The sequence below is a fragment of the Pseudophaeobacter sp. TrK17 genome, assembly GCF_042192375.1.
GTDB lineage: Bacteria > Pseudomonadota > Alphaproteobacteria > Rhodobacterales > Rhodobacteraceae > Pseudophaeobacter.
In genome coordinates, this window is the sequence record NZ_CP071700.1 from 3,571,231 (window position 1) to 3,594,360 (window position 23,130).

At 56.5% G+C, this 23,130-nt stretch carries 16 protein-coding genes and 3 pseudogenes; 6 read left to right on the forward strand and 13 right to left on the reverse strand.

Features of this window, described 5'->3' with window-relative positions:
- Positions 1 to 26 precede the first annotated feature (26 nt).
- The 5 genes from rpoB to rplK form a co-directional block, all read right to left on the reverse strand.
- A complete protein-coding gene (rpoB, locus tag JZI28_RS16935; RefSeq protein ID WP_353397737.1) occupies positions 27 to 4,163 on the reverse strand; it encodes a DNA-directed RNA polymerase subunit beta in 4,137 nt (1,378 codons plus the stop codon).
- A 265-nt stretch (positions 4,164 to 4,428) separates the two neighbouring features.
- On the reverse strand, positions 4,429 to 4,800 hold the full coding sequence (gene rplL / locus JZI28_RS16940; protein WP_295455777.1) for a 50S ribosomal protein L7/L12: 372 nt from the start codon (positions 4,798 to 4,800) through the stop codon (positions 4,429 to 4,431).
- Between the two features lie 81 nt (positions 4,801 to 4,881).
- Positions 4,882 to 5,400, reverse strand: a complete 519-nt coding sequence (gene rplJ / locus JZI28_RS16945) for a 50S ribosomal protein L10 (protein WP_295455778.1) — start codon at positions 5,398 to 5,400, stop codon at positions 4,882 to 4,884.
- Positions 5,401 to 5,831: 431 nt separating this feature from the next.
- Positions 5,832 to 6,530, reverse strand: a complete 699-nt coding sequence (gene rplA / locus JZI28_RS16950) for a 50S ribosomal protein L1 (protein WP_375698361.1) — start codon at positions 6,528 to 6,530, stop codon at positions 5,832 to 5,834.
- Position 6,531: 1 nt separating this feature from the next.
- A complete protein-coding gene (gene rplK / locus JZI28_RS16955) occupies positions 6,532 to 6,957 on the reverse strand; it encodes a 50S ribosomal protein L11 (RefSeq protein WP_009810689.1) in 426 nt (141 codons plus the stop codon).
- Between the two features lie 313 nt (positions 6,958 to 7,270).
- On the opposite strand from rplK, the gene JZI28_RS16960 reads away from it, so the two are divergent.
- Positions 7,271 to 7,939 (forward strand): MarC family protein, encoded by a 669-nt coding sequence (locus JZI28_RS16960; protein ID WP_375698362.1) that lies wholly within the window; start codon positions 7,271 to 7,273, stop codon positions 7,937 to 7,939.
- Positions 7,940 to 8,049: 110 nt separating this feature from the next.
- Here JZI28_RS16960 and nusG read toward each other — a convergent pair whose 3' ends face one another.
- The 4 genes from nusG to JZI28_RS16980 all read right to left on the reverse strand — a co-directional run bounded on the left by nusG (position 8,050) and on the right by JZI28_RS16980 (position 10,993).
- Positions 8,050 to 8,583, reverse strand: a complete 534-nt coding sequence (nusG, locus tag JZI28_RS16965) for a transcription termination/antitermination protein NusG (protein ID WP_295455785.1) — start codon at positions 8,581 to 8,583, stop codon at positions 8,050 to 8,052.
- A 279-nt stretch (positions 8,584 to 8,862) separates the two neighbouring features.
- Positions 8,863 to 9,060 carry a preprotein translocase subunit SecE gene (gene secE / locus JZI28_RS16970; RefSeq protein ID WP_295455787.1) on the reverse strand — a complete coding sequence of 66 codons (198 nt, stop codon included), beginning with the start codon at positions 9,058 to 9,060 and terminating at the stop codon, positions 8,863 to 8,865.
- A 72-nt stretch (positions 9,061 to 9,132) separates the two neighbouring features.
- Positions 9,133 to 9,924 carry a hypothetical protein gene (locus JZI28_RS16975; protein ID WP_375698363.1) on the reverse strand — a complete coding sequence of 264 codons (792 nt, stop codon included), beginning with the start codon at positions 9,922 to 9,924 and terminating at the stop codon, positions 9,133 to 9,135.
- Positions 9,911 to 10,993, reverse strand: coding sequence for a GSCFA domain-containing protein (locus tag JZI28_RS16980; RefSeq protein ID WP_375698364.1), 1,083 nt, complete (start codon positions 10,991 to 10,993; stop codon positions 9,911 to 9,913). The genes JZI28_RS16975 and JZI28_RS16980 overlap by 14 nt, the downstream gene beginning before the upstream one ends.
- A 256-nt stretch (positions 10,994 to 11,249) precedes the next feature.
- Between JZI28_RS16980 and JZI28_RS16985 the strand changes: the two genes are divergently transcribed.
- A complete protein-coding gene (locus tag JZI28_RS16985; RefSeq protein WP_375698365.1) occupies positions 11,250 to 13,475 on the forward strand; it encodes a tetratricopeptide repeat protein in 2,226 nt (741 codons plus the stop codon).
- Between the two features lie 218 nt (positions 13,476 to 13,693).
- On the opposite strand, the pseudogene JZI28_RS16990 reads toward JZI28_RS16985, so the two are convergent.
- From JZI28_RS16990 to JZI28_RS17000, 3 genes and pseudogenes are all read right to left on the reverse strand, one after another.
- Positions 13,694 to 13,996: pseudogene (locus JZI28_RS16990) on the reverse strand (IS5/IS1182 family transposase); the annotation flags it as partial.
- A 175-nt stretch (positions 13,997 to 14,171) separates the two neighbouring features.
- Complete coding sequence (locus JZI28_RS16995; protein ID WP_375698366.1) at positions 14,172 to 16,775, reverse strand: methyl-accepting chemotaxis protein; 2,604 nt, start codon at positions 16,773 to 16,775, stop codon at positions 14,172 to 14,174.
- A 179-nt stretch (positions 16,776 to 16,954) separates the two neighbouring features.
- Positions 16,955 to 18,115 (reverse strand): ABC transporter substrate-binding protein, encoded by a 1,161-nt coding sequence (locus JZI28_RS17000; protein WP_375698367.1) that lies wholly within the window; start codon positions 18,113 to 18,115, stop codon positions 16,955 to 16,957.
- 245 nt (positions 18,116 to 18,360) lie between these two features.
- On the opposite strand from JZI28_RS17000, the pseudogene JZI28_RS17005 reads away from it, so the two are divergent.
- Positions 18,361 to 19,175, forward strand: a pseudogene (locus tag JZI28_RS17005) (IS3 family transposase); the annotation flags it as partial.
- A gap of 234 nt (positions 19,176 to 19,409) precedes the next feature.
- Here the strand turns inward: JZI28_RS17005 and JZI28_RS17010 are convergent.
- Positions 19,410 to 20,666, reverse strand: a complete 1,257-nt coding sequence (locus tag JZI28_RS17010) for an IS110 family transposase (RefSeq protein ID WP_375698368.1) — start codon at positions 20,664 to 20,666, stop codon at positions 19,410 to 19,412.
- A gap of 137 nt (positions 20,667 to 20,803) precedes the next feature.
- Between JZI28_RS17010 and JZI28_RS17015 the strand changes: the two are divergent.
- The 3 genes and pseudogenes from JZI28_RS17015 to JZI28_RS17025 form a co-directional block, all read left to right on the forward strand.
- A pseudogene (locus JZI28_RS17015) lies at positions 20,804 to 21,076 on the forward strand (transposase); the annotation flags it as partial.
- A 537-nt stretch (positions 21,077 to 21,613) separates the two neighbouring features.
- Positions 21,614 to 22,093 carry a hypothetical protein gene (locus JZI28_RS17020; protein ID WP_375698369.1) on the forward strand — a complete coding sequence of 160 codons (480 nt, stop codon included), beginning with the start codon at positions 21,614 to 21,616 and terminating at the stop codon, positions 22,091 to 22,093.
- Positions 22,094 to 22,262: 169 nt separating this feature from the next.
- Positions 22,263 to 22,910, forward strand: a complete 648-nt coding sequence (locus JZI28_RS17025; RefSeq protein ID WP_375698370.1) for a hypothetical protein — start codon at positions 22,263 to 22,265, stop codon at positions 22,908 to 22,910.
- Positions 22,911 to 23,130 lie beyond the last annotated feature (220 nt).

A 23,130-nucleotide genomic window follows, 5' to 3' on the forward strand; every position in this document is an offset into this window, starting at 1 on the left:
GGGAGTGGAAGTAAGGGCGGGCGCCCTTACTCCTCTTCCTCCGCATCCAGGAGTTCCATGTTCAGACCGAGGCCACGGACTTCTTTGACCAGAACGTTGAAGCTTTCGGGCACGCCCGCTTCAAAGTTGTCCTCGCCTTTGACGATCGATTCATAGACCTTGGTCCGACCGGCAACGTCATCCGATTTGACGGTGAGCATTTCCTGCAGGGTATAGGCGGCGCCATAGGCTTCCAGAGCCCAGACTTCCATTTCCCCGAAACGCTGACCACCAAACTGCGCCTTACCACCCAATGGCTGCTGGGTAACCAGCGAGTATGGGCCTGTGGAACGGGCGTGGATTTTGTCGTCAACCAGGTGATGCAGTTTCAGCAGATACTTCATGCCGACGGTCACTGGGCGGGCAAACTGCTCACCGGTACGACCATCATACAGAACCGACTGACCGGAGGTGTCGAACCCGGCACGCACCAGCGCGTCGTTCACGTCAGCCTCTTTGGCACCATCAAAGACAGGTGTCGCAATCGGCACGCCGCGGGTCACATTGCCTGCCGCCTCAAGAAGATCCTCTTCGGACATGTCCGCAAGGCCTTCTTCATAGACGTTTTCACCATAGGCATGTTTCATCGCATCACGCACGGGGGTCATATCGCCGGAGCGACGGTATTCCTGCAGCGCATCATCCACCTGGATGCCCAGACCGCGTGCGGCCCAGCCCATATGCGTTTCAAGAATCTGACCAACGTTCATCCGCGACGGAACACCCAGCGGGTTCAGACAGAAATCGACAGGGGTACCATCCTGAAGGAACGGCATGTCCTCCATGGGAACCACTTTCGAGATCACACCTTTGTTGCCGTGACGACCAGCCATTTTATCACCCGGCTGAAGCTTACGCTTCACGGCGATAAAGACTTTGACCATCTTCATCACACCGGGTGGCAGATCGTCACCACGGCGGACTTTTTCGACCTTGTCTTCAAAACGGGCATCGAGCGCGCGTTTCTGCGCTTCGTACTGCTCGTTCAGGGCCTCAACAACCTTGGCGTCCTCTTCTTCTTCGAGGGCAACCATCCACCACTGGCCACGGCTCAGCTGTGACAGGGCATCTTCGTCAATGGGGGTCCCGGTACGGATACCTTTGGGGCCTTTGACGGCCACTTTACCCAGCAGCATGCTGCGCAGACGGGCGTAGATGTTGCGGTCCAGGATCGCGAGTTCATCGTCGCGGTCACGGGCCAGACGTTCGACCTCTTCCCGTTCGATCTGCAACGCACGTTCGTCTTTTTCGACGCCGTGACGGTTGAAGACGCGGACTTCGACGATTGTGCCGTAGTCACCAGGCTTCACCCGCAGCGAGGTGTCGCGAACATCCGAAGCTTTCTCACCAAAGATGGCGCGCAGCAGTTTTTCTTCTGGCGTCATCGGGCTTTCACCCTTTGGTGTGATCTTGCCGACCAGGATATCACCGGGTTCAACATCAGCGCCGATGTACACGATGCCCGCCTCGTCGAGGTTGCGCAGCGCTTCTTCACCAACGTTGGGGATGTCACGGGTGATCTCTTCTGGGCCCAGCTTGGTATCACGTGCGGCGACTTCGAATTCCTCGATGTGGATCGAGGTAAAGACGTCGTCCCGGGCGATACGCTCGGAGATCAGAATGGAGTCTTCGTAGTTGTAGCCATTCCAGGGCATGAAGGCCACGACGACGTTTTTACCCAGCGCCAGTTCACCGATATCGGTGGAGGGGCCATCGGCAATAACTTCGCCCTTGCGGACTTCCTGACCCACACGCACCAGCGGACGCTGGTTGATGCAGGTGTTCTGGTTCGAGCGCTGGAACTTGCGCATGCGGTAGATGTCTACGCCTGCGTCGCCCAGTTCCAGGTCAGATGTGGCACGGATAACGATACGTTGGGCATCGACCTGGTCGATGACACCACCGCGTTTCGCCATGATCGCCGCACCAGAATCCCGCGCCACAACTTCTTCGATACCGGTGCCCACCAGTGGGGCCTCAGCACGCAGAAGTGGAACCGCCTGACGTTGCATGTTCGAGCCCATCAAGGCCCTGTTCGCATCGTCATTTTCCAAGAACGGAATAAGCGAAGCCGCAACCGAGACCAGCTGTTTGGGCGACACGTCGATCAGATCAACGCTTTCGCTTGGCGCCAGCGTGTAGTCACCGGACTGACGGGTCGACACCAGATCATTGGTGAACTTGCCGTTTTCATCCAGCGAGGCGTTGGCCTGCGCCACAGTGTGGCGCATTTCTTCGGTCGCCGACATGTAGTGCACTTCGTCAGTGACCTGACCTTCGTTCACAACCCGGTAGGGTGTTTCGATGAAGCCATACTTGTTGACACGGGCAAAGGTCGCCAGCGAGTTGATCAGACCAATGTTCGGGCCTTCCGGCGTTTCAATGGGACACATCCGGCCATAGTGGGTCGGGTGCACATCTCGCACTTCAAAACCGGCACGCTCACGGGTCAGACCGCCAGGCCCAAGCGCCGAGAGACGGCGTTTGTGGGTGACTTCCGACAGCGGGTTGGTTTGGTCCATGAACTGCGACAGCTGCGAGGAGCCAAAGAATTCACGTACCGCAGCCGCGGCGGGTTTGGCGTTGATCAGATCCTGTGGCATCACAGTGTCGATCTCAACAGAAGACATCCGCTCTTTGATCGCGCGCTCCATGCGCAACAGACCAACGCGGTACTGGTTTTCCATCAGTTCGCCAACAGAACGCACACGACGGTTGCCAAGGTGGTCAATGTCATCAATGCCGCCACGACCGTCACGCAGATCAACCAGGGCCTTGATGCAGGAAACGATGTCTTCCTTGCGCAGGGTCCGCTGAGTGTCTTCGGCGTCCAGCGCCAGGCGCATGTTCATTTTCACCCGACCAACGGCCGAGAGATCATAGCGTTCGCTATCAAAGAACAAGGTGTCAAACAGCGCCGAGGCTGCTTCGACGGTGGGGGGTTCGCCCGGGCGCATCACACGGTAGATATCCATGAGCGCGGTGTCGCGACCCATGTTTTTATCCGCCGCCATGGTGTTGCGCATGTAGGGGCCGACATTGACGTTGTCGATGTCCAGAACAGGAATGTCGGTGATCCCGGCATCCATCAATTCCTTGACGGTGCCACCAATGATGTCGCCGCCTTTGTCGTATTCCATGGTCAGCTCATCGCCGGCCTCAACGTAGATCGCACCGTTTTCTTCGTTGATGATATCCTTGGCGACAAACTTGCCGATGATATTCTCAAACGGAACCAGAAGATTTTTGATCGCGCCCTCGTCGATCATTTTCTTCACAGCGCGCGGCGTGACCTTTTTACCGGCTTCAGCAAAAACCTCACCCGAGGCCGCATCAACCAGATCATAGGTCGGACGGGTGCCACGGACACGATCGGGGAAGAAGGGAGTCACCCAACCACGGCTCGGATCGAGCGAGTAGTTCACCGTGTTGTAATAGGCATCCATGATGGCTTCCTGGTCCAGCCCCAGCGCATAAAGCAGGGTGGTCACAGGCAGTTTGCGGCGACGGTCAATCCGGGCAAAGACGATGTCTTTGGCGTCGAATTCAAAGTCCAGCCAGGAGCCGCGGTACGGGATGATGCGGCAGGCAAACAGCAGCTTACCAGAGGAATGCGTCTTGCCCTTGTCGTGGTCAAAGAACACGCCGGGCGACCGGTGCATCTGGGAGACGATAACACGCTCGGTGCCATTGACAACAAAGGTGCCGTTGGGGGTCATCAGGGGCATATCGCCCATGAAGACGTCCTGCTCTTTGATGTCCTTGACCGACTTGGCGCCTGTATCTTCGTCGGTATCAAACACGATCAGACGCAGAGTAACCTTCAGCGGTGCTGAATAGGTCATGTCGCGCTGCATGCATTCTTCGACGTCGTATTTGGGTTTCTCAAACGCGTATTTCACGAACTCCAGAACGGAGGTTTCGTTGAAATCCTTGATCGGGAAAACCGACTGGAATACGCCCTTGATGCCCTCGCCGTCGAGCGGCTCTGGGGAATCTCCGGAACGGAGAAACAGGTCGTAGGACGATTTTTGAACCTCAATGAGGTTCGGCATATCCAGCACTTCGCGGATTTTGCCATAATATTTGCGTAGACGTTTCTGGCCAAGGAACGTTTGAGCCATGTCAGATGTCACCTTTCGAGTTCTCACCGGTCAAGACTGCTGCCGGGCCACAGCATCTTGCCCATACGAGACAGCGTGGTTGGATCTATTCATGGCCACCGTCCCGAATGGCGGCCTCCCGATCCGTTGAACCGCGCCTGAGAAAGGACCGTTAACAATGGCCCTTTCTAAGACAGATTCGGCTGGACCCGAATTTCTTCGGATCCAGCCTGAAATATATAAGGAAGGGTCAGGGAAACCTGACCAAATCCCCAGACAAAATGGCTTAGGCCACTTCGACTTCGGCGCCAGCTGCTTCCAGCTTGCCTTTGACGTCTTCGGCTTCGTCTTTCGACACGCCTTCTTTGATCTTGCCGCCAGCTTCAACCAGCTCTTTGGCTTCTTTCAGGCCAAGACCGGTGATGCCGCGAACTTCTTTGATCACGTTGATTTTGGATGCGCCGGCGTTCTTCAGAACGACGTCGAATTCAGTTTTTTCTTCTTCGGCAGCGGCGCCATCGGCGGGGCCTGCCATCATCACTGCGCCGCCAGCGGCGGGCTCGATGCCATACTCGTCTTTGAGGATGGTTTTCAGTTCTTGTGCTTCCAGCAGGGTCAGACCCACGATGCTTTCTGCGAGTGCTTTCAGATCAGCCATTGTATCAGCTCTTTCCGTGTTCAGTGTATGTGTTCCAACGCATGGGATATTTCCCCACGCCAGTCATTCAGTGCTAACCGCTTACGCAGCTTCCGCCTTCTCTTCGATGGTCGAAAGAATGCTTGCGATATTGCTTGCAGGTGCGCCAATGGCCCCAGCGATGTTGCTTGCAGGTGCGCCGATGCAGCTTGCGATCTGAGCAATAAGCTCGTCGCGCGAAGGCATTTTCGACACAGCTGTAACACCAGCCCGGTCCAGAGCGTTCTCACCCATTGCGCCGCCAAGAATTTCGAATTTCTTGTTCTCTTTGGCGAAATCTTCGGCCACTTTGGCAGCTGCCACAGGGTCCTCAGAATAGGTCAGAACGGTCATCCCCGTCAGCAGGTTAGAAATGCTTTCACATGACTTACCCTCGAGGGCGATTTTGGCGAGCCTGTTTTTGGCAACACGCACGGCACTACCAGCATCGCTTGCGCGCGCTCGTAGGTCCTGCATATCAGCAACTGTAAGACCGGCGTAGTGAGCAACCACCACGACGCCAGAGCTTTCGAAGATCTGGCCGAGTTCCTCGACCAATTTCTCTTTCTGGGCTCTATCCACAGTTCTCTCCAAATTTGGGGTGTAAACACCCCGGCTCATTGATGTGCCAGGCAAAACTGCCTGACGTTCAAGTCCGTTTTACAGGGATAGCCAACGTCGCCCGAAGGTATAAAAGAACCCTCGATCTTTTTTGTCTCTCCCGTCTCAGGAGGGAAATTAAGACCCGATCGACAGGTCACCCACCATCTTGGACGAAATGAAATAAAGCGCACGACGAATCGCACGCTTTACCTCTTGGTCGTATTACTGCCAATTCGAGGGATTTCCAAGTGGTAAATCACACACCACGGGACAAGACCCACATAACCGCCAAACAAACCCTATCTCGCGCCGCCCCTCACACGGCACAGCGCGATAGAAGCGGCCCCAATAGAAAATGGGCGGACCTTGCGGCACCGCCCATCTTCAATTCACATCGACAAAATGCGATCTCACTCAGAGACAGCGGCGTCCACCTCCAGGGTCACACCGGGGCCCATTGTCGAAGTCAGTACGATCTTCTTCATGTAGGCACCTTTGGCACCCGATGGGCGCGCCTTGGCAACTGCATCAATAAAGGCAGAGACGTTTTCGACCAGCTTGGCTTCATCAAAAGATGCTTTGCCAACACCGGCGTGTACAACGCCACCTTTTTCAGCTTTGAACTGAACTTCGCCGCCTTTGGCCGCTTCAACAGCGGTTTTGACGTCCATGGTCACGGTGCCAACTTTGGGGTTTGGCATCAGGTTGCGTGGGCCAAGGATCTTACCCAGACGACCAACGATGGGCATCATGTCAGGGGTGGCAATGCAACGATCGAAATCGAGGTTACCAGCCTGGATGCTTTCCATCAGGTCTTCTGCGCCGATCACATCTGCGCCAGCCGCTTTGGCTTCGTCAGCCTTGGGGCCACGTGCGAATACCGCAACGCGCATGGATTTGCCGGTACCGTTTGGCAGGCCAACAACGCCACGAACCATCTGGTCCGCGTGACGGGTGTCAACGCCCAGGTTCAGAGCAATCTCGATGGTCTCGTCGAACTTCGAGGTTGCGTTGGCTTTCACCAGAGCAACGGCTTCAGCAACGGTGAGGTTGGCTTTGCCAGCGACTGCTTCGCGCGCGGCGCGGGTACGTTTTCCGAGCTTTGCCATCTTACTTCACCTCGATGCCCATGGAGCGGGCGGAGCCCAGGATGATCTTCATCGCCGCTTCGATATCGTTAGCGTTCAGATCTTTCATTTTTGCTTCGGCGATTTCTTTCACCTGAGCAGCGGTCACGGTACCAACGGTTTCACGCGAAGGTGTCTTGGCGCCGGATTTAACTTTGGCAGCCTTCTTCAGGTAATAAGACGCAGGTGGCGTCTTGATGTCCATGGTGAAGGACTTGTCCTGATAGTAGGTGATCACGGTTGGGCAAGGCGCACCTGGCTCCATGTCTGCGGTCTTGGCGTTGAACGCCTTGCAGAATTCCATGATGTTGATGCCGCGCTGACCCAGAGCGGGGCCGACGGGTGGAGATGGGTTTGCCTGACCTGCAGGAACCTGCAGTTTCATCGAACCAACAAGCTTCTTAGCCATGTGGTTGTCCTTTCAACGGAGGATGAGACGCGTCCCATCCGGTTTGCTGTTGCGTGGTCCGACCGAAGATCGCGATCCCCGAATCTCCCACGAGAGAATCTCGCCCAAAGACGATAAGGGCGGCTCGTATAGCACAAAGCCCTGCGAGACAAGCACAGAAGTGCTATCGATGCGTCCAACGCCGCCCAAGCCTTCAGCATCCCCCGTCAGATCTTCACCACCAGGCACTGGACGCAGGCCGCGCCACTTGCCTTATGTGCCTGACCTCCCCCATATGCGCAGGAACCGCAGCACCGCAAAGGAAAACACCATAATGGACTGGACCTCCCTCGTCAGAGACTTTGTGACACTCTTTGTTGTCATTGATCCAGTGGGAACGATCCCGGTTTTCCTGTTTGCAGTGCAAGCCGTGCCAGCAAAACTTCACCGCCGATTTGCCATGCGGGCTGTGGCGATTGCCGCCCTGGTCTTGCTCCTGTTCCTCGTGGGTGGCCAATTCCTGCTAGAAACGCTGGGCCTCAGGCTTGGCTCCTTTCAGATCGCGGGTGGGATCGTTTTGTTCCTGTTTGCCCTCACCATGATTTTTGGCGAAGCCAAACCGGTACATGAGATCCAGGAAGCCGAGCGCGATCACTTGGCCGGGGCGGTGTTCCCGCTGGCCATGCCCTCCATTGCCTCACCCGGTGCGATGCTGGCCATTGTGATCCTCACGGACAACCACACCGAAACCATCGCCGATCAGGCGATCACCGCCGGATTGCTGCTGCTGGTTCTGTTGCTGACACTGGTCCTGCTGCTGATGGCGGGGGTCATCAACCGGATCATTGGCCGAACTGGCGCCAGCGTCATCAGCCGGGTGATGGGGATCGTTCTGGTGACCATCGCGGTGGATTCGATCATGGGCGGCATGGAAATGCTTGGCATTCTCGACCTTGCACCAGCCGGAACGGATTCCCCCCTCACCCAGGCCACAGGCAGCTAAGACCTACAAAATGCAAAACGCCGCGAGCCTTTGGGCACCGCGGCGTTTTCAATTTTGGATCAAATCTGGATCGGCCCGTTCATATCAACCAGCCAAAATCAGGTGGACGATCAGCTCTGTTTGGTAACCTGAGTAAAGTCCAGCTCGACCGGGGTTTCGCGACCAAAGATCGACACCGAAACTTTCAGCTTCTGGGTGCCGTCATCAACGCCTTCAACCATACCATCGAAGTCTTCAAACGGACCATCGTTGACCTTGACCTTGTCGCCAATCTCAAAGGAGATCAGGGTACGTGGGGCTTCGATGCCTTCTTCGACGCGGCCCAGGATACCCTGAACTTCGGCGTCACGCATTGGCATCGGACGGCCCTGCGGGCCAAGAAAGCCGGTGACCCGGTTGATCGAGGAAATCAGGTGATAGCCCCGGTCAGACATTTCCATATGCACCAGCACGTAGCCGGGCATAAAGCGCCGCTCGGTCGAGACTTTCTTGCCGCGACGGATCTCGATCACCTCTTCGGTGGGGACCAGGACCTCGTCGATGTCATCCTCAAGCCCCTGCTCGGCAACCGAGGTGCGAATCTGCTCTGCGATTTTCTTTTCGAAGTTCGAAAGAACGCTGACCGAATACCACCGTTTCGCCATGAACTTGACCGTCCTTAGTTTTGCCGCGCGAAAGAAAATCAACGCCGTCAGTAAAAATTATTTCCGCCGTGGTCCTGTCAAACACATGAAGCGTTTTAACAAAAATCGGCGCGCAACACGATTCGCCGCACGCCCACGTCAGAGGTTCTGGCTCAACTACCCGCCAACGGTGGCAAGATCAAGAGCCGGGTCCGGTTTTGTGCAAACAGGACTCCCACCTGCCTGCGCACAGGCCTGGGGCGTATATCGCAGGCCCCCAGCCGGCACAGGTTTGACTGCTTAGCCAAACATGCCAAGCAGGTTTTGCAGGCCAAAGCGGATCACAATATCAACCAGGGCAAAAAATACGGCCGTCAAAGCCGCCATGATAAAGACCATCACTGTGGTCAGCAGAACTTCGCGACGGGTAGGCCAAACGACCTTGCTCACCTCGGCACGGACTTGCTGGATGAACTGAACGGGATTGAGTGTGGCCATGTGCCTTGTGTCTCTCTGCTAGCAGGGTCTGCGGCATTTAACGCCAACAGAGCCCGAATTCAAGCCCTAGGGTTACTTCTGCACCGCGCGCAACGCGCCCAGCGCCTGATTCAGGATCAGGGCCCCATAGGCGCCATTCTTATGAACGCTGTCATCGCCCTGATCGCCAAGGCTGGTTGCAAACGCGGCCCGGGTCAACCCACCGCGGGTCACGGTTTCCTCTGGCTGGCGGATCAGCTGGATGTTGTCCTCAACCATCGCTTTGGCAATCTGGTCCCAGAGCATGTCACGCTGGGCCTCTGTTGCCTCGGTGTTGACCGTCCGGGCCACCTCGTCCTCGCTGACGATCCCGTCATTGAGAAACCCCGCCGGTGAAAAGAACACCGGGCGCTGCTTGGCAAATTCATGTGCTGCGCGGTACCAGCGGCAACCTTCCAGCCAACGTGTCAGCATCAGATCGCGTACCGCTTGGCTCAGATAGCCCAGCGCCCCTGGCTGACTGGCCAGCACGGGCACCAGGAAGTCAGAGGCGCGCAACCGGCAGCCAATGAACAAGAAGCCGTCAAACGCCTGCGGCTCCAGCCCTGCGCTGCGCGCCGGATTGATCTTGGCCAGGCTGTCGCGAGCAGCCGCACTGGTGCCGACAAAACGCCCGTCTTCCAGGTGCAGGTCGCGAAACTGCGGCCCCGGTGCGCCCCAGAATTCCAGCTCAACCCCTTCCAGGTCCAACAACCCCTCATCCAAGGCATGTTTGACACAGGCGATATGGCTGTCGCCAAAGACACAAAACCGCGGGTTCCGCGCTGGTGAGGGTTTGCTGCTTTTGCTGGCTTTCTTGCCCGCGCTTGGCTTATCCAAAGGCATCCAGGAACTCCTCGTCGCATTTGACCGCCCGCGCCTTTGCGGCTGCGGCCTTGCCGCCGCCCGACGGCTGTCCGCCCCGTTTCGATTTGCGCGCCAGCCAGGGGAAGGCCTCGCTCTGGCAGGCAAAGAAGCTTTCCATCACATGGTTGACCCCCTGGGCCACCACGCTGCGCTGATTGGGCGCGTAGAACATGCCGCGATAGGCGGGATGGGTAATGATCTCATAGGATGGGAAATAGTCGACATGGCTGAACTCTACCGCCAGCTCCCCCGCCACCGCCCGCAGCACCGACTTGGAATGGGATGTCGCCGTCAGCACGTGCTCGCCAGAGGCGGTTGCGGTCAGCGGCACTGGTGAGACGGTCAGCAGCACCTTCAGCTTGGGGTTGGCCTGGCGCAGAATTTTCAGCGCCGCCCGCATATCGCGGCGAATACCGATGAAGCTTTGGTTTACAAACTCATGCTGGTCCGCATCAAAGCGGCCCGCCAGAGTGCCGGGACACATGGCATATTCCAGGCCACTTTCCCGGTCGCGCCAGCATTCCGTCAGCCCCATGGTAAAGACAAAGACATCCGCCTCCGTGACAGCGCGGCGAATCGCGGCCAGCGTGGCCCTGCGGGAGGCCTCCAACTCGGCCATATCGGCAAAGCCCTCTGGCTCAATCCCCGGGCGCAGCGGATCATAAAACCGCCCCTCCGTCTGCCAGCATTCCGCAGGGGGCTCTTCGCCTTCAAACGCATAGCCCAACCATTGCCGCAGCATCCGTGCGGTGTAGATATTGCCAGTGCGAAACGAAAAGATCCCGTAGTTATAGGCCTGGGCCTGATCTTCGCTCAGCAGCTTTGGTGCGGGTTCCGCATCCAGCCAGCCATAGCCCCGCGCCACAAGCGCCCGGCTAAAGTGCTGCGCAAAACAGGATCCCGCCGTGATCACCTTATGTTTGCGCGCCACCGGGAATTTCGGACGCCATAGCTGCGAAATCTCTAGCGGGTTTCGTGCCGCCACCGCCCGCTTCCAGAAAGCCGTTTCCGGCAAGCCCACATAGGGGTTTGAAGAGTGCTCGCTCATCGTGTCTGCCTGCTATCGTTTTGGTCAGCCTAGGCGGGCTGGAACGGGAAAACAATTCCCTTGCGCCAGGAAACCATTTTGCACTGTCCAGAAATGACCCCACCCCGGATGCAGATGCCGACGCCTGCCGCTGTGGAACACAACATCAATTTGTCGAAACTCAATCTTAATTCCCTTGCAATAGCGTCAGCACACGCAGCCTCAAGTCTCAGAACGATGACCGGCTGCTCTGTGCGTGACTATGAGATAGGATTCCATGAATATCGCTGTATCCATGACCAAAGCAAACCGACTGGAACGGAAAAAGAAACATGAGGACGCCGCCAAGATCTATGGCGACATTCTTGCCAAGTTTCCCAAAAACGCCCGCGCTCAAGCGGCGTTGGCCAGTTTACAAAAGAAGATCGCGCAAGATCTCAACCCTCCACTGGAACAGCAAAAAGAACTGGCTGCTGCGTTTGAACGCGGCGATTACGCCAAGGTTGCAAGCGCCTGCACCACCCTTCTCACCACGCACAAAAGGTCTTCCTTTCTCTGGACCCTCCTTGGTAAATGCCATCTCCAGTCAAAAAATCTGGATGAGGCAGCAACCATTCTGAACATGGCTTGCGAACTGAATCCAAAGGATCCGTCCGCGCTCTCCGCCTTCGGCGATGTGCGCCGTGCACAGGGGGAAACTGACAATGCCCTGGAGCTCTACCGCAAAGCCCTTTCACTGGATGGCACCAATCTGGGCGCCCTGAATAATATGGCAAACACGCTTATGGATCTGGGCCGTATCGCCGAGGCGGAGCCACTGTTGGAAAAAGCCACCAAGCTGGCACCCGAAAACCCGGTAATTCTGTTCAACTACAGCACCGTATTGCTCAAAAGTGGTCGCATGGAGCAGGCAAAGGCCTTGCTGGAGAAGACCACCAAACTGGCCCCAGAGCTACGGAGTGCTCAATACAACCTGGCGCAGCTGCAATCTCTGGATGGGGACAAACAGGCCGCCATCAAACGATTTGAGACCATCCTAAACGCCGATCCCGGCGACGATCGCACCCGGGCCGATAAATTGCACGTGCAGGCACATCTGAATGACTGGACCTGGATTGAGGAATATCAACAGGTGCGTCGTCAGCTTGGGCTGACGAGCAAGGCTTGCTCTGCCTTTGCCTCACTCACCTTTGAGGACAACCCAGACCTCTTGCGCTTGCGCACACAGGCCTATGCAAACACGCTCCTTCCCAAGGTCGCCCCTGCAAAGCCTCTGCCTGTTGAACTCATGGGGGCCGAGCGCCCCGACCGGCTGCGTATCGGTTATTTCTCTTCGGACTATCATGATCACGCTACGATGCGTCTGATGGCAGGACTGTTTGAAGCCCATGATCAAAGCCGTTTTGACATCATTGCCTATTCTTTTGACCCAGAGCCCGAAGATGCCATGCGCCGCCGCGTCAGCCAGGCCGTCACCAGATTCAAGGACATCAGCAAACTCTCTGACGCCGCGGCAACTGAGCTGGTGATCGCAGATGGGTTGGACATCGCCATCGACCTGAAGGGGTTTACCGGCAACAATCGGACAACCCTGTTTGCCAATCGCCTGGCCCCAACCCACATATCCTATCTTGGCTTTCCAGGAACCCTGGGCAGCACCGCCATAGATTACTTTATTGGCGATCACGTCACCTGCCCTGCCGGCAGCGAGCGCTATTTCGAAGAACATCTCATCCGCCTGCCGCACAGCTATCAGGTCAATGATGACAAACGGCCGCTGTCGGGTCACCAGTACACCCGCAAGGACTGCGACCTGCCGGACGGTGGCTTTGTGTTCTGCTCCTTCAACAGCAGCTACAAGATCACCCCGGTCGAATTTGACATCTGGATGCGCCTGCTTGACCAGGTTGAGGACAGTGTTCTTTGGCTGCTGGACTGCAGCGACAGCTCCAAACAGAATTTGCGCCGCGAAGCTGCAGCGCGCGGCCAGGATCCTGACCGTCTGATCTTTGCGCCCCGCATCGCCCAGGAAGAACACCTGGCCCGACACCAGGCCGCAGATCTGTTTCTCGATACCTTTGTGGTCAACGCCCATACAACAGCCAGTGATGCGCTCTGGGCCGGACTGCCAGTCCTGACCATGCCAGGGCGTCAGTTTGCCTCGCGGGTTGGGGCCAGCCTGGTCAGCGCCATGGGGCTGCCGGAGATGATCACCAAATCCGCCGCCGAATACGAGGCCCGCGCTCTGGAACTGGCCAGGGACCCGGACGCACTGGCCGCTCTGCGCAGCAAGCTGCAGCGCAATCGCCGCTCTGCGCCTTTGTTTGACACCACAGGTTTCACCCGGAGTCTGGAGCAGGGGTTTGACATGGCCCATGAGCGCTATCTGCAGGGGCTGCCGCCTGCCCATATAGATGTGACAGACACACCTGTTTCGGGTGCAACACCACCTCATTGGCCCTTGCGCACACCATCCGTCGCACCGGCTGTTTCCGCCCCCTGAGGGCCGTAAGGCTCCCCCTTTGCCCAGGGTCCCGCGTCTGGTTCTCCAATCGGGGAACCAGACGCGGGGCAATATGGGCCCAAATCTGAAAAGACTGTCGTGAAGTTACAACAGATTGAAGGTCTGTTGTCCGCCATTGGACTTTGTTGCGCGCAAACGGTGAAGGTGGGAACCCCCCTTTGCCCGAGCGCACTTGCTATACGGTCCCGGTAATCTTGCACTTTCTCGGTCATCGGGATGCCAAGCGCGGTGTTGCCGTTTAGCACGGCGATACTGCGGCGCGGCGGCAAGGGGTCAGGAGTTCTGCGACTTGGCGCTCAAAGTCGCGTACCGTGAGCTCTGCCCAAACAGCGCCACGAAATGCATCTTCGTCTTGTCTCGGTGCGACTCCGGCTATGCTATCCGCTCCACCACTTTCGCCAAATCACACGGCCGCGATATTTCAAGGCACGCAGCGCTTGGTTCCGGGCGGTCGCCCAGGCGGTCAAAGACAACCAGGGCTTGGCGTTCTTGCGGGGCGGGTCTTCGGCTTATGCATGCCAGCGACCAAGCTCTGGATTCGCCAGATGTCCCCCTCGGCTTGGCGCAACAGAGCCCTGCTGGCCTGTAAGCTGACATTCAAAACCCGCCTCCGCTGACCCGAAATCATACCGCGAAACAAACACGATACAGTCAGCCAATAGCCCATGATCGTCATCAGCCATAAAGGACTGCTGCGCCCTCATGATCGTTTGCCACGTCCCAGTCCTGGGCAGCGCCTTCGTCTTCGCCAGCCAGGTCGATTGAAACGTTAAAATGTGCCACCAGCTCTGACAATTTCCCGGCATCACTTCTTAGCAAATGGCTCGCTGCAGTGGATTCTTCCACCATGGCTGCATTCTGCTGTGTGACCTTGTCCAGTTCAGTAATGCCAATATTTGTTTCATTCAGTCCAGTTGCCTGCTCTGTGGCGCCGTCAGCGATTTCCGAAACCAGGCGAGAAATATTGCTCACCCGGTCGACGATGGATTGCAGGGCCTCCCCTGCGCCGCCGACCAACTCAACACCGGAGTTCACCTGTTGAGAGCTTTTGCCAATCAGACCGGTAATTTCCCGGGCCGCTGTCGCTGTGCGTTGAGAAAGACCCCGGACCTCGGAGGCTACAACAGCGAAGCCACGGCCGGCGTCGCCTGCACGAGCAGCTTCCACACCCGCATTCAGAGCCAATAGATTGGTCTGGAATGCAATATCATCAATAACCCCGATGATCTGAGCAATCTGAGTCGAGCTCGTCTCGATGTCCTGCATGGCAACCATAGCCCGCTCGACAATGGCACCGCTATCTGTTGCTTCTGATTTCGCTTCCTGTGTTGTTGCTTCTGCCGAACGGGCACCTTCGGCGGCCGAGCGCACACTGGCTGTCAGCTCGTCCAGGGCAGCCGCAGTTTCCTCCAGGGTCGCGGCCTGGCTTTCTGTTCGGCGTGACAGATCATCCGACGCCTGACTGATTTCAGAGGCTCCGTTGCGAATTGAGGTGGATACAGCGACCACTTCGACAACCGTGTTGCAAAGTGTTTCGGCGGTGCTGTTGAAATCTGCCTTCAGCTGGGCATAGCCATCTGTCAGTTCCTCTTTTATCCGGTAGGTCAAATCGCCCTTTGCCAGATGCGACAGCCCGTCACCGATAGCAGTGACCGCTGCGGCTTGATGCGCCTGATGGGCCGCCCTTTCTGCTTCAGCAGTCTTGGCCAGTTCTTGTTTTTCAACCAGGCCGTTGCGAAAGATCGTCAACGCCTGAGCAATTCTGTAGATCTCATCACTGGCCTTGTCGAAACCCGCAATCGGGCTGAGATCGCCATCGGCCAAACGTTCCGTGGTTTGGCTGATGGCATTCAGAGGGCGCTGAACCAGCCATTGTGTCAGCAGAAGCGCTGCGACCAGAAGGCCACCAGAGAACATCAAGAGATATTCAAGGTTTGCTTTTGCAGTCCCGACTTCGGAGGAAATTTCTCCGGCCATGACCTCGATTTCGCCCTGACTTTCAGACCCAAGCAGTGAGGCGCGCCCTGCAATTTGAAGCACAGCCTTTGCAGTGGACTTCGCTTCAACTGTGGCCGTCGCATCTGCAGAAATAGAAGCAATCCGAAAGGCGGCAAGCCCCTGATCCGGATCTGCCAATGCTGTCATCGCCGTCAAGGATTCCGACAGAATTCCATCATTGAAATCCATATACCCCCCAAGAGCTTCGGCAGCCCGTTCCAAAGCTTTTGCAGCCAGGCGCGTTTCATCGACTCCCGGGGATGTCACCACATCCAAAGCCGCGACCTGAAAGCTGCTGATCCAAGTGTTGATTTCCAACAGCGTGTTCAAAAACCCGACCTCATTGTCGAGCAGGCTTTGGATTGCATCTCGGTTTCCGGTACTGACGTCATCGGCTGAAAGAGTAAGCTCAAAAACCATGTCATCCACAGCTGACGCAAGGATCGCATCGCTGGACTGGCGGGCCGAGAGAACGTCTTGCCGCATTGCAGAGCTTTGAGAGTTGCCCTGCGCAATCGCCTGCTGCAGCGCATCCTTCGCACTGCGCAACTCGGCAACCGCGATTATATCGGCTGCGTTGGTTTCAAGACTGTCCAAAGCATCCGACAAACGAGCATCGGACGCCTTTGCCAAATCCGCCAGGATAGAAACCAGGCCGCTGTCCTGGGCGCGGCCAATGGCCAGTGCGACACCGGACAAAAGGTTGACCTCGGCACGGGCTTCTAGAAGTGTTTGCAGGGTTGCGAATTTTGTTTCGACCAGATCCATCAAGGTGGCCTCGATTGACGACATGGTATCTTCGCCGCCAAGTGTCAGATTGAAATAGGCATCATCCGCGATCTGCACCAAAGTTCCCTGCAGGATACTGCTGTTCTCTTGGAGTTCGCTGGTTTGGGTCACAACCCATGCCGAGTTTTTAAAAGCGGTCGAACGGGCCGAAATCGAAGCTGCCAGAGCGGTTTCAACGGCGACAACATCTTCCGCAAATTCAGAACCTAGCACCTCAGGGAGCTGGCCAACTGCGGTTTTCAACTGTGCAACCGCCTCGCTTACCGAGCCTGCCGCCACATCCAGGGATTCAGGGGTTTCTGCAAGCATCACGGCGACCATCGCATCTTTTGTGGTGCTGGCAGCCCCCATGAGCTGGCTGCTTTGTTCCATTTGCGGGAGCTTGTTCTGGGCGAGACTGTCCATATCTCCGGCAATGCGTTCAAAAGCAAAGAAAACGGCAAACCCACATGCTGCTGACGTTGCGGCCATAGACAGAAGAATCAGGATCATCTTTGCCCTGATGCTGGACAGGGGATGGCGGCGACGTTTGGCTGTTTGTTTTGGCTGCTTCGTCATGTTCGTACCTATTTTCGCGATCCCGAGTGGTGTCGCAGGGCCCAGTGGAATCTGCCCGTCCACCGGGCAGATTTTTCTTTAAGACGCCTCAGCGCCGAGCCAGAGATCCTGGATCAGGACGCTCCGTCGGAAGTGACTTGCTCAAAGCCGCCATCTTTGGTGATTCTGGTTAAAAAGACACTGTCCATGCCCTGGTTGTCGTCCGGGCCAAAGGTCATGGTCACGCCGCCAAAATCGAGCGTTTGCAGTCCGCCAAGAGCCTCCAGATAGGATTGCCGCGTCAGATCCGCACCCGCAGCGTCCAGGGCGGCCAATGCGAGGCGACCGGTCAGATAGCCCTCAAGCGTAACAAAACCAGGGTTGGCGTCAGGGGCGACGGCTTTCAAGGCCGCTTGGTACTGTGCAACGGCTGGTACGTCTGTATCCCATGGGAAAGGCACAACCTGGCTGATGATCACATCTTCACCGGCTTCACCCAGCTCTTGCGCCAGCGCATCGGAGCCAACAAATGAGATATTTACAAAGGTTGGGTTGAACTTGAGACGGCGAGACAATTTGATGAACTCGGCAACCGGTTTGTAGGCGCCAACCATGACCACCGCATCCGGTTTGGCCTTTTTGATGGTCAGGAGCGCCTTTTTCACCGCAGTGGTGTTACGCGTATAGGTGCCCTCGGCAACCAAAGTCATGCCACGGCGTTCCAGCGCAGCGGTAACCCCGGCCAGACCAACACGACCAAACCCGTCGTCCTGGTACAACAAAGCAATGGATTTCATGCCCTGTTGGTCAACCAGATACTCAATCCAAGCCTCGGTTTCAGCAAAATAGGTCGCGCGCACATTGAAGACGTTGCCAAGGCTCGCATCCCGCAGAAAGCCAGCGCCAGTAAAGGGACCAACAAAAGGCATATTCGCTTCGGTCGCGATTGGCTGGGTCGCTGAGGCTGTTGGCGTTCCAACTGCGCCGATCAGGCCCAGGTGATTGTTGTCTGCAACAACGGACTTCACCAGCGCAACCGAGCGATCGGGCTCGTAGTTGTCATTCATGCTGTCCAGAGTAATTGTACGGCCATGAACACCACCAGCAGCATTGGCTTCTTCGAACGCCGCCTGTATGCCAAGACGCATGCCCTGGCCCAGTGCCGCCGCAGGACCTTCAAGGGCCGCGACTTGGGCAAAAGCAACAGAAGTACTGGTCACGCCTTCTTCTGCACTCGTTAACATAGGTAGCGCTGCTAAAGCCGCAGCAGCCAAGATAGACTTGTTGAAAGACATCAATCAGACTCCACATAGATGATGGTGAGCCAACTTGCTGGTGGAATGTTAACTTGTGCGAAATTTGGTCTGTGTTTTTAGGTACGATTTTATTGATCTCAGAAAGATTGGGGAAAACTGGATCTTTCACCCCCCCCTGTCGTCACGTGATTTAGGGGCCATCGGCGGTGCTACGGTAATCCCCCCTAAAAATAGTGGTGTTCCAAAGTAGAATTTTCTCGGCAAGATATCTGAGGAGATTTATGATGAAGAATGGACGATTTAGCGACGCGCAAATCATGGCAGTGTTGAAGCAGGCGGAGGGCGGTGTGCCGGTCTCTGAGCTTTGCCGCGAGCACGGAATGAGCAGCGCGAGTTTTTACAAATGGCGGGCCAAGTTTGGCGGCATGGACGCGTCCTTGATTTCCGAGATGAAGGATATGGCGGAAGAGAACCGTCGTCTGAAGCGCATGTATGCCGAGATGAGCATGCAAAACGACCTGCTGAAAGAAGCGCTTGGAAAAAAGCGTTAAGGCCGTCTCATCGGCGAGAGATGGCCATGAATGCAGTTGCGCAATATGGGGTCAGCATAGCTCTGGCCTGCCGTGCGTTCGAGATCAGCGAGACCTGCTATAGATACAGCCCTGTGCTGAGCGATGACAACGAAGAGATCGCAGATTGGCTTGAACGCTTGACGGCTAACAAGCGGACCTGGGGCTTCGGCCTGTGCTTTTTGTATCTGCGCAACGTGCAGGGCTATGGCTGGAACCATAAACGTGTCTACCGGGTCTACTGTGAGCTGGCGTTGAACCTGCGTATCAAGCCGAAGAAACGCTTGAAGCGGGACAAGCCGGAACCACTGGCTGTGCCTGAAAGACCAAATGAAACTTGGTCCATGGACTTCATGGCGGATCAGCTGGCGGATGGCCGGTCGATCAGGGCATTAAACGTCTTGGATGACTTCAATCGCGAAGGACTGGCTATTGAGGTCGACTTCTCGCTGCCTGCTGAACGTGTCGTGCGTGCGCTGAACCAGATCATTGAGTGGCGCGGAAAGCCCCAAGCTATTCGTGTGGACAACGTCCTATGTTGGGAAGATCTGGCTGCTTAGGTCAGCAGGTCATGGGGCATCCGGAGTTCCGGATGCCCTGTTAATGTTGCCCAGACGGGCTCTGCCGTCAAGAAATGATCTCTTCCATAGCAAACACAGGGTACGCGCACTGGCGGCCCTCACCGTCCTCAATACGAGATCCCAAATCCCAAGCAGAAGGCCCGAACATTATCTACGAGGTCAGCAAGCTGCCTCCACGGCTCGTCAGAGAGAGGTCCTTCCGCCTGGGCTCACCCCCTCGAAGAAGGGGCGATAGGGTTCGCCGTGATTGACCACAGCGTGTACGGTGCGCGCCATCTTGGCCGCGATCGCGGTGTAGGCCTTGCGGCGCAGATGGGCATTGTGTCGATCCTTGGAGATGTAGCGTTCGAACTTGTCCCGGAAGCTGTTCGTCCGCTTGAGAACAGCGGTCTGGCCAGCCATCCAGAGCGTCCGCCGAAGCCGAGCATTGCCATACTTCGAGATACGGCTCTGACCGCGAAACATGCCTGATTGGACGGTGGCGAGGTCCATGCCGCAGAACTTTAGGAACTGGCGATGATGGCGGAAACGGCGCAGGTCGCCGGCCTCCGCGAGGATTGTCATGGCGTTGATTGGACCAATGCCGGGAATGGTGGTCAGCAGCTGATAATCAGGCAGGTCCGACAACAACTCGACGGCCCGTGCCTCAATCGCATCGCGCTGCCGGACGAGGCCGCGCCCCTCTGCAAGAACGAGGCGGAACATGCGCACCGCGTCAGAATCTGCCTGAACTGGCAAGCCGACCGAAGCGGCCGCAGTGGCGTAAATATCTGAAAGTAATTGTTCTTTGGAAACCTTCCGGCCGACGACATCCCAGGCATCGGAGATGAAGGCGTCCCGGTCCATGGCGGAGATCATATGTGGTGATGGGTACTTCTCGAGGAACGCAAGGAACCAATCCGTCCGCGAGCTTCGGTGGAATCGTTCGGCCTCGGGAAAATACAGTGGCAGGTAGTGGGTGAGAATGCGGTGCCACAGCTCGGTCTTCGATCGGGAGACGATCTCGTGCGTCTTCGAGAGTTCCTGGATGTCGATGGTCCCGACCACCATCGGATCATGAAAGAATTGCACCGCGCCGATCTCCAGCATGTGAAGGATGACCTGGGCGTCCTTGGGATCATTCTTGTCCCAACTGTTGTGCAGGGCTTCCCGCGTGCGAGCCAGACCAACCGAGGAGACCAACTTCAGCTCGAACCCGGCCTGCCCGAGATGGTGCGCCAACGCGCGGTGGTAGTTGCCGGTCGCTTCAAACCCAATCCGTACCGGCAGGTCGTAGCTGGCAAGGGATGCAGACAGACGCTGGAAGTCGTCAAGCGTGTTCAGGATCGTCAATCGGCGACGGCGCTTCTTGCCAGGGATGGCGATCAGCACCTCATGGCGATGCTTAGAAATATCGATGGCGACCAGCAAGGTCGAAGAGTTAGTATCGGTGGCGGTCATAGCCGGTCTCCTCAGCAGTGTGGTTATGCAAAACCACTGTTGAGACCTGAGACCGGTTATGGCCACACGCTTCGCTATTTGGGGGCTGCGCGCGTGGCCATAACCTCAAAAATCAGCGCTGCTTCCCGACGTGCTACGGCCCAGAATACGTCAGCGGGAAGCTCATGGAATGGGCTGAGAAACGCAATGTGCGGCTCGAATATATCCAGCCCGGTAAGCCCCAACAGAATGCCTATATCGAGCGCTACAACCGCACCGTTCGTGGCGAATGGCTGGGGCAATACATCTTCGAAACCATCGAGGAGGCACAGGACCAGGCAACACAATGGCTCTGGACTTACAACAACGAGCGACCCAACATGGGCATCGGCGGCATGACACCCGCCATGAAACTGAAAACGGCTGCGTGAATTCTACGGCTGGACCCAATTAAAAATGGGGGGATTACCCTACCTCTACAGCTCGAGCGAGATACTGCCCGTCGCTGCACAAGCTGCGAATGGCAGCAAAGCGCAGAGAGCGACCTCTGCAAAGCCGACCTTTCGGCCTGGGAACACAGCCCTCGACCGCTGCGGTGCCGCGTGAAAAACGGACATTGGTGAGGCTTGCAGCTAGATTTTACGGGTGAAAGCCAGCAATGTGGGACAAAGCGGACTTTGGAAACGCGTACAGACAAGATATCAAATCCATAACCATAGTCGTGCCACGGCGTAGACTAATATCGGGGAAGACGTCATTTGAAAGCCGCTGTTTCGTTCATTGTTTTGGCTTTATGGATCAGCAGCTGGCTCCCGACGTCCGCTGATAGATGGGTCATTTATACCGTAGCTGGCCTCTGTCTTGGACTGGTCGCAGCTCTTCTTGTCCAAAGGATCCTTGGGGATCGCCACTGGCCCGCAAAAGCGGTTTCGGTACTCGGATACATAGCTTTGATAGGCGGAGCGCTCTTGACCTTTTTGGCCGGCGCCCTCGGCACGCCAGCGGAGGGCGCGATCACGCTCTTCTTTGCTTTGGGGCTCGCGGGCTATATCTTTTTGATCAGGGATGTTTTGTCGCCCAGGCAAACCTCGAAAAGCCATCTTGGAACAGGGGCTGTCATGCTTGTTCTGCTCGCCGCCTGGTCTTGGGCATCGGCCTTGAGCATGTATTTCCACATCGGATCGGCCAACGACACTGATGCTTCATGTATCCTTGCCCCCAAATCCCTTCGCTATACCACCGAGCTGAGCTCTGTCTGGGACATGCGCCTTGCCGAAGTCGTAGAGAGCAACACCGGTCCGACCGGTACGGTCATTTTGGATTACCATGCGATACTCGTCGTACCCTCTGACGAACAAGCCGAGGTTTATAACTGGTCAAAGAGGTGGATGCGCTTCGAACGTCTCGATATTAAACGCAACCCATATCTCCCGAGAGATTGCCCATAATTCTGGTGGTTAAGGGCACAAAGCGGACCTCTGACAATTTTGGTAGAGTAACCCAGCGCATTTGGTACACCATCGGCGGCTGAGCGGACGAAGCGGACTTTCACACCCCAACATTTCATGCTTCTTTACTCACGCGTATCCCTGATTCAAGAATTGGCAAGTTCACTTTATGGCGAAAACAATTTTCAACATCGCTTGGCACCATGCAGTTGCTACCATGATTTCTTTCGCTACTGCTGTGGTATTCGCAGAGAAAGCGATTGCAGAGCCTGTCGATGACGTAATGGGCATATGTACCCGACTTGCTGACAACACGCGGGAGAGACTTGAGGAGTTCGAGGCTGCTGGATGGAAGTTATCCACCAACCTTGAAAGAGCTGCCCGCGCAATCGCGGATTCAAACGCCCTTATTCGCCTACCTTCAACCAACACAGAGGAAGATTGGACGGAGCAATTGGCCTTGCAGTTCAACCTTCAAGAACATTTGAATTGGCCCTTCGTATTAGAGCGTGGCGACAGCTTTGTATTTTTAGGCGATATCGCGCCAACCAACTATGAAAATTTCGCCACATGCGCTTTTGCGACGTCGTCCACTCAGCGGACCGGAGATATAGGCTCGGAAGCAGAAGCGCTCGGAACACTTACGTATGAAAAGGGCGTTTATCGGGGCAGGATCAGTCGAACGACGAGGTATGACGAAGAAAACGGTTGGATAACTGTTATCTTGCTTGCGGCAGTCGGACCGGACGCCAAATTACCCCGCAAAGTTGAGGCGAGCACGAGATTAACATTCGTCAATGGCCCGCTTAGAGATTAGCCTAGTGTAACTCTGGGCTCACTGCCGACATCGAGGGCAAAATCCGCGTTCGACAACTCGAATGTCCGGTTCCCGGAAGACGGGACGCGATTTGTGCATGTGCGGCAACGAGAACCGCGTTCCCTATTGGTGTTGAGGGTAACCAATAACAAAACCGGCGTTAGGCTGTGGATTCCCTTCACTGCCAATTTGCGGGCGACTCTTCGCGCAATGCCCCGGC